The organism is Nocardia sp. PLKS1-43, assembly GCF_059510335.1.
Genome location: NZ_JCAJZQ010000019.1, coordinates 18,472 through 29,993, shown reverse-complemented (window position 1 = coordinate 29,993; position 11,522 = coordinate 18,472). Strand labels below are relative to the sequence as shown.

At 68.9% G+C, this 11,522-nt stretch carries 11 protein-coding genes; 7 read left to right on the top strand and 4 right to left on the bottom strand.

Annotated elements, in window-relative coordinates; all coding sequences use genetic code 11:
• The first annotated feature begins 78 nt into the window (after positions 1–78).
• The 3 genes from AC5WS7_RS38100 to AC5WS7_RS38090 all read left to right on the top strand — a co-directional run bounded on the left by AC5WS7_RS38100 (position 79) and on the right by AC5WS7_RS38090 (position 3,512).
• Positions 79–969: a metal ABC transporter solute-binding protein, Zn/Mn family gene (locus AC5WS7_RS38100; protein WP_495959507.1), complete on the top strand. Its 891-nt coding sequence runs from the start codon at positions 79–81 to the stop codon at positions 967–969.
• A gap of 789 nt (positions 970–1,758) precedes the next feature.
• The gene (locus AC5WS7_RS38095; protein WP_495959564.1) at positions 1,759–2,592 is read left to right on the top strand and encodes a metal ABC transporter ATP-binding protein; all 834 of its coding nucleotides are present in this window, start codon (positions 1,759–1,761) and stop codon (positions 2,590–2,592) included.
• Positions 2,589–3,512, top strand: a complete 924-nt coding sequence (locus tag AC5WS7_RS38090) for a metal ABC transporter permease (RefSeq protein ID WP_495959506.1) — start codon at positions 2,589–2,591, stop codon at positions 3,510–3,512. The genes AC5WS7_RS38095 and AC5WS7_RS38090 overlap by 4 nt, the downstream gene beginning before the upstream one ends.
• A gap of 115 nt (positions 3,513–3,627) precedes the next feature.
• Here the strand turns inward: AC5WS7_RS38090 and AC5WS7_RS38085 are convergent, their stop codons facing one another.
• Entirely contained in the window at positions 3,628–4,503 is an 876-nt protein-coding gene (locus tag AC5WS7_RS38085) for an HhH-GPD family protein (protein ID WP_495959505.1), read from the bottom strand.
• A gap of 246 nt (positions 4,504–4,749) precedes the next feature.
• Between AC5WS7_RS38085 and AC5WS7_RS38080 the strand changes: the two genes are divergently transcribed.
• Both AC5WS7_RS38080 and AC5WS7_RS38075 read left to right on the top strand, forming a co-directional pair.
• A complete protein-coding gene (locus AC5WS7_RS38080; protein WP_495959504.1) occupies positions 4,750–5,373 on the top strand; it encodes a carbonic anhydrase in 624 nt (207 codons plus the stop codon).
• 107 nt (positions 5,374–5,480) lie between these two features.
• Entirely contained in the window at positions 5,481–6,164 is a 684-nt protein-coding gene (locus AC5WS7_RS38075; RefSeq protein ID WP_495959503.1) for a hypothetical protein, read from the top strand.
• A 6-nt stretch (positions 6,165–6,170) separates the two neighbouring features.
• Here AC5WS7_RS38075 and disA read toward each other — a convergent pair whose 3' ends face one another.
• The 3 genes from disA to AC5WS7_RS38060 form a co-directional block, all read right to left on the bottom strand.
• Positions 6,171–7,316, bottom strand: coding sequence for a DNA integrity scanning diadenylate cyclase DisA (gene disA / locus AC5WS7_RS38070; protein WP_495959502.1), 1,146 nt, complete (start codon positions 7,314–7,316; stop codon positions 6,171–6,173).
• Positions 7,313–8,707 (bottom strand): DNA repair protein RadA, encoded by a 1,395-nt coding sequence (radA, locus tag AC5WS7_RS38065; protein WP_495959501.1) that lies wholly within the window; start codon positions 8,705–8,707, stop codon positions 7,313–7,315. The genes disA and radA overlap by 4 nt, the downstream gene beginning before the upstream one ends.
• A gap of 570 nt (positions 8,708–9,277) precedes the next feature.
• Positions 9,278–9,961 (bottom strand): copper chaperone PCu(A)C domain-containing protein, encoded by a 684-nt coding sequence (locus tag AC5WS7_RS38060; protein WP_495959500.1) that lies wholly within the window; start codon positions 9,959–9,961, stop codon positions 9,278–9,280.
• 282 nt (positions 9,962–10,243) lie between these two features.
• On the opposite strand from AC5WS7_RS38060, the gene carD reads away from it, so the two are divergent.
• Positions 10,244–10,732 carry an RNA polymerase-binding transcription factor CarD gene (gene carD / locus AC5WS7_RS38055; protein WP_019931623.1) on the top strand — a complete coding sequence of 163 codons (489 nt, stop codon included), beginning with the start codon at positions 10,244–10,246 and terminating at the stop codon, positions 10,730–10,732.
• Between the two features lie 80 nt (positions 10,733–10,812).
• On the top strand, positions 10,813–11,520 hold the full coding sequence (ispD, locus tag AC5WS7_RS38050) for a 2-C-methyl-D-erythritol 4-phosphate cytidylyltransferase (protein WP_495959499.1): 708 nt from the start codon (positions 10,813–10,815) through the stop codon (positions 11,518–11,520).
• The last annotated feature ends 2 nt before the right edge of the window (positions 11,521–11,522 follow it).

Here is an 11,522-nt window from a genome sequence, read left to right as displayed (position 1 = left end):
ATACCGCCGGTTCTGGACACGTGAGCTACATTCAAATGGAAATCGTTTCCGTTATCGGTAGTGCCAGGAGTACCCCGCGTGTCCAGAAGTCTCATTGCTCGATTCGCTGTCCTCGCATTAGGGGTTGCCACTGCCGCAACGCTGACCGCGTGCGGAAGTTCGAAGAACGGCTCCGGCAAACCGTCGATCGTCACCTCGACCAACGTCTGGGGAAGTGTCGCCGCCGCCGTCGCCGGCCCGGACGCCGAGGTCGGCTCCCTCATCTCCAGCCCGACCGATGACCCGCACTCGTATCAGACCACCCCGGAGGACGCGGCGAAGATCCACGATGCCGACCTGGTCGTCTACAACGGCGGCAACTACGACGAATTCGCCGAGAAGGCCGCCGCCGGGCGCGGCAAGCCCACCATCGACGCCTTCGCCCTGCGCCCGGCCGCTTCGTCGAAGGATGACAACGAGCACGTCTGGTACGACGTGCCGACCGTCTCCGCCGTCGCCACCAAGATCGCCGCGGAGCTCGGAGCCATCGACAAGGCGCACGCCCAGGCATACACCGATCGCGCGATCCAGTTCGATTCCAAGCTGAAGAACATCAGCGCGATCACCGACCAGATCGCCACGGCTCACCCCAAGGCCCCGGTGCTGCAGACCGAGCCGATCGCCCACTACCTGCTGCTGGCCGCCGACGCCGACGACCGCACCCCACATCCCTTCGAGGAGGCCATCGAACAGGGCACCGATCCGGCTCCCGCCGATCTGGCGGCAGTCCGGGACCTGTTGAACGGCAAGCAAGTTCGCGCCCTGGTCTACAACATCCAGACCGAGGACAAGACCACCCGGAACGTCGCGGCCACCGCGAAGGCCGCCGGCATCCCCGTCGTGAACGTGACCGAAACCCTGCCGGAGGGCACCGACTATCTCGGCTGGCAGACCCGCAACGCCCAGGCCCTGGCCGCGGCCCTGAACTGATCGGCAACACCCATGCCCACCTCTCGCACCACCACCGAACCCGTTGCGGCGGAATCTGATTCGCACACCGCTACCGGAACACCCCGAACCGGCGCCGGACGAGTCACCGATCCGATCACAGAACCGGCCGACGCGACCGCTCGGTCGTCCGCCCCGGCTGCATCCGCCTCCCCGGGGACAGAAGCCCGCGAACGCGCTGCCCACCGAGCGGCGGCTCGGACCGACGGCAGCGGCCGAGCACGGGAAGACTCGACCACCGAACTCGACAACCCGAACGAAACATCCTCTGCCGCATCGGCGCCCGGCACTCGACTCCCGAACACTCTGGCCGCGGCGGACTGTCCCATCTGCGGACCGGCCGAATCTCCGGACGCACAGGTCCAGGTCGTGCGCGCCGAACTGCCCGAAACCCGGTCGGGGGCAACCGAGACCGAGGCGCCGCAAGCGCGCGAAACCAGCGAGAGTTCTGTTCCGCCCATAGCGGAGCAGGGCGCGGTCACAGGAACCTCCGAGGTCGACGGGGCCGCAGCATCGGACCACTCCATCCGCGCGCGGGCCGGGACGCCGAGGACCGCGGGCCGAGATCCCTCGACGCGCAGTTCGACCGCGGCGGACCGCGCTGCGATAAGCGAAACCCGCTCGACGGCAACGCAATCCGGTGCGGTACACGGGCGCGGCTCGACAGGAGACCGGCAAACGCGCGGCGAGGGCATATCGGGCGGTACGACCGTATGCCGAACGGCAAGTCCCGCTGCGGCAGCTGTTCCTGTCTGCACCGATACGGACAGCATCGGCGCGCACGTCGTTTCCGAGGCAGCACCGGATCGCCAGGCGGTGGTGCGGTTGCGGGGAGCACGGCTGGCGTACGGGGAGCGGATCCTGTGGGACGGTCTGGATCTGACGGTGCGGGCTGGGGAATTCATCGCGATCCTCGGGCCGAACGGGTCCGGGAAGACGTCCTTGCTGCGGATGTTGCTGGGGCAGGTCGCGCCGAGTGCCGGAGCGGTGGAGATCGCGGGAGCGCCTGCGCGGGTGGGCAATCCGCATATCGGGTATATCCCGCAGCAGAAGACGATCGATGCGGGCGTCCGGTTGCGCGGGGTGGATCTGGTCGGGCTCGGGGTGGACGGGCATCGGTGGGGGCTGGGGTGGCGCGGACGCAAGGAGCGGCGGCGCAGGATCGCCGAGGCGGTGGCGCGGGTCGGGGCGCAGCACTACGCGCACGCGCCGCTGGAATCGATGTCCGGTGGTGAGCAGCAGCGGTTGCGGGTCGCGCAGGCATTGGTCGGCGATCCGCGGGTGTTGCTGTGCGACGAGCCGCTGCTGAGCCTGGACATGGCCAATCAGCGGCTGGTGGCCGAGCTGATCGACGCCCGGCGGCGCAGCCACGACACCGCGGTGCTGTTCGTGACGCACGAGATCAATCCCGTTCTGCCGCTGGTGGATCGGGTGCTGTACCTGGTCGACGGCAAATTCCGGATCGGCACACCGGACGAGGTGATGACCTCCGAGGTGCTCTCGGAGCTGTACCGCACCGAGGTCGATGTGCTGCGGGTGCGCGGGCGGCTGGTCGTGGTCGGAACGGGAGACGCGATGGATGCCCTCGGCGGGGAGAACGCGTGAACGACAAGCTCACCGACATCTTCACCAAGATGCTCGACTTCCACACGACCGCCGATCTGCTGTCCTACGACTTCGTGCGGCAGGCGGTGCTGGCCGCCGCGCTGCTGGGCCTGCTGGCCGGGTTGATCGGTCCGCTGATCGTGAGCCGTCAGATGTCGTTCGCGGTCCACGGCACCAGCGAGCTGTCCCTCACCGGTGCGGCGGCGGCGCTGCTTGCCGGAATCGGGGTGGGCGCGGGCGCGATCATCGGTTCGGTGGTCGCGGCGGTACTGTTCGGCCTGCTCGGATCGCGTGCGCGCGAACGTGATTCGGTGATCGCGGTGGTGCTCTCGTTCGGGCTCGGACTCTCGGTGCTGTTCCTGTGGCTGGGGCCCAACCGCGCCGGATCGAAGTTCTCGCTGCTCACCGGACAGGTGGTCAGCGTCGGAGACAACGGGCTGACCCTGCTGTCCGTCTGCACGGCCGGTGTCCTGGTCGTGCTCGCATTCATCTATCGCCCACTGCTTTTCGCCAGCACCGACCCGGAAGTGGCGGTCGCACGCGGAGTTCCGGTGCGGGCGCTGTCGGTGGTCTTCGCGGTGCTGCTCGGCATCACCGCCGCGTTCGGCGTGCAGATCGTCGGCGCCCTGCTGGTGCTGTCGCTGCTGATCACCCCCGCCGCGGCCGCCGCTCAGCTCACCGCGAGTCCGCTGCGCGCCGCGGTCCTGTCCATCGTCTTCGCCGAACTCGCCGCGGTCGGCGGCATCATCGCGTCGCTGGCTCCCGGCGTTCCGGTGTCGACCTTCGTCACCACCATCTCCTTCGCGATCTATCTGGTCTGCAGAGCGATCTCGCCACGCCTGAACTCGGGTCGTCGCGCCCGGGCGCAAGCCCCCTCGACGACACCCGGCCCGGCCGAGGTGAGTGCCACGCCGAGCTGATATCGCCCTCGGTCGCTCAGCGCTGCGACCGCACCGCCGGAGGCCGATCCGCATCCGGCGTTCGGCCGACACGGCTGACCGGCTCCGCGCGCGAATGCGGCCCGCGCCGCGACGATCAGGCTCCGGCCTCGCCGGCCAGGGCGAACAGCCCGTCGGGAGTCTGTTCGACCAGGCCGTCGGTGAGCAGCGAGTCCAGGGCCCGGTCGCGCTGACCCGTATCGCGGGTCCAGGCCAGGTCGAGGGCGACCCGTTCGACGGGTCCGGAAGCTCCGCGCAGCACATCAAGGAGCCGGCCGCGAGCCTGCCGGTCCGTACCGTCGTATTTCTGCGTGCGGCGCACCACATCCGAGGCGGGGCGTCCGGCCTCGAGCCAGGCACAGCGCGGCAGCGGGCAGAGAGCGCAACCGGGTGTGCGCGCGGTGCACACCACCGCGCCCAGTTCCATCAGCGCGGCGGAAAACACCGCGGCGCGATCGATTCGGACGGGCAGCAGCGCCTCGGTCTCGGCCAGATCGCGGGCCGCGGGATTGCCCGCCTCGGCGCGGCCGTGCACCGCACGCGCGACGACCCGGCGAACGTTGGTGTCCACCACCGGAACTCGCTGACCGTACGCGAAACAGGCCACGGCCCGCGCGGTGTACGCGCCGATCCCCGGCAGCCCGAGCAGCACGTCGACATCGCCGGGCACCTCGTCACCGTGTTCGGCGGCCAACACCCGGGCGCATTCGTGCAACCGCAACGCCCGCCGCGGATATCCCAGTTTTCCCCAGGCCCGCAACACTTCTCCGGGGGTGGCCGCCGCCATCGCCGAGGGCACCGGCCAGCGCGCAACCCATTCCCGCCACACCGGTTCCACCCGCACGACCGGCGTCTGCTGCAACATGATCTCGCTCATCAGGATCTGCCACGCCGAAACGCCGGGCCGCCGCCACGGCAGATCCCGGGCCGTCTGCTCGTACCAGTCGATCAGCACATCGGAGTCGATGCTCACCCGCGCACCCCCGACCCCCACCCAGGGCACCCGGCCTGGACACTTTCCGGATCCACCGCCCACACGGACGAATTCAGCTGCCGAACGATCACACAACCATGATTCACTCCGAGCCGACCGCCGCTCGCACCCGGCCCACATCACCGGAAATCCGACCATCGGCCCGGGCCGAAACGACACAAGTAATTGCCAGGAAGTAACCAAGCGGACTGGCCGGTAACCACGGCCGTATGGAAAATGGGACGCATGCCTCATACCAACCCGATCAGCGCCTGGAAGTCCCTCCGCGAGGGCAATGACAGGTTCGTGAGCGGTAACCTGCAGCATCCCGGCCAGGGAACCGCGGACCGGGCCAAACTCGTCCACGGACAGCAGCCCTCCGCGATCCTGTTCGGGTGCGGAGATTCCCGCGTGGCCGCGGAGATCATCTTCGATCAGGGGCTCGGCGACATGTTCGTGGTCCGCACCGCGGGCCACGTACTGGATGCCTCGGTGCTCGGCTCCATCGAATACGGCGTCGAGATCCTGAACGTCCCGCTGATCGTGGTACTCGGACACGACAGTTGCGGCGCGGTCGCCGCGACGATCAACGCGCTCGACGGCGGCGACGTGCCCGGCGGTTTCATCCGCAGCGTCGTCGAACGAGTCACTCCGTCCATCCTGATCGGCCGCCGCGAGGGCCTGACCGGCGTGGACGAGTTGGAGGCACGGCACGTCGTCGAGACGAGCCGGCTGCTCATGCAGCGCTCGATGATCATCTCCCAGCGCGTGGCCACCGGCCAGTGCGCGATCGCCTCGGTCACCTACAAACTCGCCGACGGCCGCGCCCAACTGCACCGTTCCGTGGGCAACATCGGCGAAACGGTGTGAGCGGACCGTAGCTCGGGCGGAAAGGTACCCGGTCCCACAGCTGTTCCACACCGACACGCCGTGCCGCTGAGCGGCGGCTCACCCGATCGTGCCCTTACCGTGGTGTCGTGCTGGAACCGACTGGACCACTGCCGCCGGAGATCTACTGGCGTCGTCGCGTGTTCGCCATCGGCGCGATCGTCGTCGTGCTGGCGCTGGTCATCTGGCTGGCGATCATGCTGTTGCACGGCGGCGGCTCGTCCACGTCGACGGCCGCCGCGACCTCCACCTCGGCGAACGCCACCGGACCGGCCGCCGGATCTGTGACGCCCACGGCGGCCGCGACGTCGGCCGACGACGCGGCGTCGTCCACCTCGACGCCATCGGGGACGGTGAATGCCACCGCGGCCAGCGCACCGGCGGCCTGCCCGGATCAATCGCTGGCGGTGAAGGTGACCGTCGGGCAGCCGAGCTACAAGGCGGGTGACAAGCCGGTGTTCGGGATCGTCATCACCAATATCTCCACCGTGGCCTGCTCCCGCGACATGGGTTCGGGCCTGCAGCAGGTGTCCGTGCAATCGCTCGACGGCCAGCGCCGGCTGTGGACCAGCACCGACTGCGATCAGGGCGGCCAGCCCGACGTGCGCACCCTCAACGGCGGCCAGCAGGCGGCGTTCACCCTCACCTGGTCGGGCACCACATCCCAGCCCAACTGCGCGGGCGATCGCGTTCCCGTCCCGGCGGGCTCCTACGCCGTCAGCGCGCAGTTCGGTTCGGTCCACAGCTCGCCGGAGACGTTCAACATCTCCTGACCGAGTTCAGACCCCGCCGGATTCGGCGAGGCGGGACAAGCCCTCGCGAATCTGGCGGGCCGCCTGGGCATCCACGCCGTCCAGGGTCTCCAGTTCGTCGGCGGTGGCCGAGAGCAGGCTCGACAGCGAACCGTACACCGTGACAACCGATTCCACGGTGTTCAGCGGCACCCGGGGGATTCTGGCCAGCAGCCGGTAGCCACGCGGGCACACGGCGACGTCCAGCGCCTCCAGGGTGGCCGGGAAGCCAAGTGCCGGACCGAGATTCGACAGCTCCAGAAGATCCACCTCGAGCAGAGCGTCCAGTTCGGCCAGGGCCGCGTCGAGGCTCCGCTCGTCCACCGGATGCATCCGCAGATAGTCGCGAACCAGCAGCCGCCGCAGCGTGTCCGTCTCGCCCACCAGCTCGGCCAGCTGCAGTGCGAGCTGGCGGCCGTCGATGCCGAGTTCGCCGACATCGGAGTCGATTTCACGGCCGATGCGGCGCACCAGTTCGAGATTGTGCAGAACGGTCAGCACATCGCGCAGAGTGGTGAAATCCTCCAGCTCCACCACCGAGAGCAGTCGCATCGTCTCATCGAGCCGCGAACGGTAGCGCTCGAGCGTCCCCATCGCCTGATTGGCGCGCGAGAGAATCGACTGCGAGGGCTGGACCAGATGCCGCAGGCCGCCCAGATACACCGTCACGATTCCGGTCGAGCGACTCACCGAGACCACCGGATATCCGGTGTGCGCCGCGGTGCGCTCGGCGGCCTTGTGCCGGGTGCCGGACTCGACCGTGGGCAGCGCCGGATCGGGAACCAGATGCACATTGGCCCGCCGGATCCGCGCACCATCGGTCGAAAGCACAACGGCGCCATCCATTTTCGAAAGTTCACGCAACCGCGTCGGGGAGAACTCGATATCGAGTTCGAAACCGCCGTCGCAGATCCGCTCGACCGACTCGTCGTGCCCGAGCACGATCAGCGCACCCGTGCGGGCCAGCAGGATCCGGTCGATGCCGTCGCGCAACTGGGTACCCGGAACCAGCCGCGCGATGACGTCGCGCAGCGCCACATGCCCGCTATCGCGGTGCGGCACAGCGGAATTCGCCGACTCGATGCCGGGCTCGGGCTTGCCGAGCAGGTTGGTGACCCAGCGGCCAGGGTTCATTGGGCAGCCTCCGCATGTTCGCCCCCTCGCTTCGACAAACCACTCAACGCAACCGCCGCACGAACATTCGCCACTTCGCGCACCCGCATGGACAGGCCGGAGCAATCCACGCCCGGCGGCACCAGCGCCTCAGTGAAACCTAGCCGTTCGGCCTCGGCGAGGCGACGCCCGGCCCCCGTGACACGCCGGACCTCACCGGCCAGCCCGACCTCCCCCAGGATCACCAGGCCGCCGGGCAGCGAGATCCCGCGCTCGGAACTCGTGATCGCCAGTGCGACAGCGAGATCCGCGCCCGGTTCGGTCAGCCGCATGCCACCCACCGTGGCCGCGTACACATCGTGTTTGCCGAGGTAGACGTGGCATCGGCTCTGCAGCACCGCGAGCACCATCGACACCCGGTTGTAGTCCAGGCCGCTGACCGCTCGACGCGGCGCGGGCGCGGGCGTCGATACCGTCAGGCCCTGCACCTCGGCCAGCAGCGGACGTTTGCCGTCCATCGCGACCGTGATCGCCGTGCCCGGCACCGGGTCGGCGCGATGATGCAGGAACAGTCCGGAAGGGTCGGGCACCCCGGCGATCCCGTCGTCGTGCAGTTCGAAACAGCCCACCTCGTCGGCGCTGCCGAAGCGATTCTTCACCCCGCGGACCATGCGCAGGGTGGAGTGCTTGTCGCCCTCGAACTGCAACACGACGTCGACCAAGTGCTCGAGCGTGCGCGGCCCCGCCACGTTGCCGTCCTTGGTGACGTGCCCGACCAGCAGCACCGCGATACCGCTGGCCTTGGCCAGCGAGGTCAGCGCCGAGGTCACCGCGCGCACCTGTGTCACCCCGCCGATGACGCCCTCCGCGTCCGCGGCCAGCATGGTCTGCACCGAGTCGACCACCAGCAGCGAGGGCCGCACCTGCTCGACGTGCCCGAGGATCGTGGCCAGATCCGATTCGGCGGCGAGATAGACCCGCTCGTGCACCGCGCCGGTCCGATCGGCGCGCAACCGCACCTGTCCGGCGGACTCCTCGGCGGTCACATACAGTGCGCGTTCCTCCCGCTGCCGTGCCCAGCGGTGCGCCACCTCGAGCAGCAACGTCGATTTGCCCACCCCGGGCTCGCCGGACAGCAGCACCACCGAACCGGGGACGACGCCCCCGCCGAGCACCCGGTCCAGCTCACTCACGCCCGTCGGACGCGCCCGTGTGACCTGCGAATCGATCGTCGAGATAGGCGCCGCGGCCGTCGAGGGCAGCAGCGCGCGCCGACCGGTCGCGACCGATGCGGGCGCCGCGGCCTGCTCGTCGACGGAACCCCATTCACCGCACGAGGGGCAGCGTCCCACCCACTTGGCGACCTCGTGCGAACAGGCGGAGCAGCGGTAGAGCGATTTCACCTTGGGCACGTGCGCAGCCTAGGGATCGACTCCGACAGACTCCGCGCGCCCTGCCCGACCATAGCGTTCACCCGTCTCGACGAGGCCGTTCCGCGTCACCGACCGAACTGCTGGGAACCCGCGGCGGCGCACCGTACCGTTCGCACACCGGCGTGCCCGCGCGATCGGCGAAATATTTCCGCGCGGTCCCCGGCTTTGTTGGCGGCAGCAGCGCAGTGTTTGAGCACGTCGACAGGCGTTCGGCCCTGGGCGGTCCACCCCCGCCTGCGGCGGGGAACAGCCCACGAAGGGCGGCGGGATCAACTCAGCGAAACCAACCACGCCATGCCGCAGGGTCAACCACGACACTCGGCGAAACCAACCCACGACACGCCGCAGGATCAACCCGCTCGCCCCGCCACAGCAGCGGGTCGTACATTGCCGCGAAAGCGCGCCCACAAGTCCGAATTTCCGCGACACTCGGCGAGACGAACCCTCGACACCGCGGAATCACCCCGGACACTCAGCGAAACCAACCCACGCCACGCCGCGGAATCAGCCCACGCCACGCCGCGGAATCAGCCCGCGGCGCGGCCGGGATCAGCTCGCGGCGTGCGGGGCGCTGTCGCCGTCGACCGGAACGTTCACCAGCACGGTCCCGGCCTCCTTGAAGTTGAAGGTCACCGGATAGGTCGGGCCGGGGGTGATGTCCTTGGTCAGACCCGTGATCTCGACCAGGATCGGCTTGGCCGGGCCGGAGGTCGCCTTACCGTCGGCGGCGGGCGGCGTGCTGGTCGCCTGCGCGGTGCTGGTCGGCGCGCTGGTGGTGGTGCCGGAGGCCGGTGTGCTGGTCGAGGTGGTCGGCGAGCCGGCCTGCACGGCCTCGGGGCCGCCCGCGACGACGGTCCGGCCCGGGTCCAGGGTCGCGTCCGACGGGGTGATCTGGACGGTGCCCAGGTCAGTGGTGATGCTGCTGAGCTCGTCGGCCCGGGACGCGCCGAAGTTGACCGCGCTGAAGGCGAGCAGCGCCTTGCCGCCCTTGGCGTTGGTGTACTCCTCGGACTGCGGCAGCAGAATGCGCACGTCGCGCAGCGCCACATTGCCGATGTCGGCGGTATTGCCGTTCACGGCGGAAACCTGGCGCGCGGTCTGCGCGATCTGGCCGGAGCTGCAGCCCGACAGCGCGAGTGCGGCACCCGCGGCCAGCGCGGCAACTGCAACAGCACTGCGGCGCACGGCACTGCGGCGCGCCTCGGACGCTGTGGTGGCTTTCAGGGCAGTCACGGGTTGTCCTCCATGTCGACCGGGCTCACTCCACGATGCAGAGTAGTAGTACGGAGCGTAATAGTTGTCCGGGCACACGGATCGGCAGGGCCCCCGGTGGTTCCGGTGCCGCACCCGCCGCGCGGGCGCCCCGCCGTAACTCGTTCTGGCACAACAGGATGCACACCGAATTGGTTCTGTCAACCCCCAGCGCACGGCTGTTGTGGCCCTGACCTGCGTCGTTGATCGCGCCGTTATCGAGTCGCATGTTAAACTGTGAGCATCGAAAGGGGCACGGGACACATGATTTTTAAGGTCGGAGACACCGTCGTTTACCCCCACCACGGAGCGGCGCTGATCGAAGCTATCGAGACTCGCACCATCAAAGGTGTGCAGAAGGAGTATCTGGTCCTGAAGGTCGCCCAGGGCGATCTCACCGTACGGGTTCCCGCCGAGAATGCCGAATACGTCGGCGTTCGTGACGTCGTCGGCCAGGAGGGTCTCGATCGAGTCTTCCAGGTGCTACGTGCGCCGCACACGGAAGAGCCGACGAACTGGTCTCGGCGTTACAAGGCCAACCTGGAGAAGCTCGCCTCCGGCGATGTGAACAAGGTGGCCGAGGTCGTCCGTGATCTCTGGCGGCGCGAACAGGATCGCGGCCTGTCCGCCGGCGAGAAGCGGATGCTCGCCAAGGCTCGTCAGATCCTCGTCGGTGAACTCGCCCTCGCCGAGGGCACCGACGATGTCAAGGCCGAGACCCTGCTCGACGAGGTTCTCGCAGCGGCCTCCTGATCGTGAACCAGGTGCACGACACGAGTCGTGTCGTGGCATTGGTACCTGCCGCCGGTCGGGGCGTTCGCCTGGGTGAGTGCATGCCCAAGGCGTTCGTGCCGGTCGGCGGCACGCCTATGCTCACACTCGCTGTAGACGGCCTGATCGCGTCCGGGGTCGTGGACCACATCGTGATCGCCGCGCCCGCCGAACTCCTCGGCGAGGCGCGAACTCTGCTGGGCCACCGCGCCGAACCGGCATGCCCCGTGCCGGTGAGCGTGGTCGCGGGCGGCGCGGAACGTACCGATTCGGTGCGTTCCGGAATAGACGCCGCACCGCAGGCTACCCATTTCCTCGTGCACGATGCCGCGCGTGCCCTGACACCCCCGTCGCTGATCGCGCGGGTGGTGGCCGAATTGACGTCCGGTTGCCCGGCCGTCGTCCCGGGTCTGCCCGTCACCGACACGATCAAATCCGTGGACGTCGCCGGCGAGGTGACCGGCACACCCGACCGCGCGGTACTGCGCGCGATCCAGACTCCCCAGGGTTTCCAGGCGCAACTCCTGCGCGACGCCTATGCCGCGGGAATGCACGCCACCGACGACGCGGGCCTGGTCGAGGCGTTCGGCGCGCCTGTCCGGGTGATCCCCGGCGACCCGATGGCATTCAAGATCACCACCCCGCTGGATCTTCGGCTGGCGCGCACACTGCTCGCCGAGCGCGACACTCCCGAAGCGGCGGACGAGATCGCGGATATTCGCACCGCGTCGCAGATCCCGGCGCCCGCGCACGGCTCGGTGTCGCGGTGATC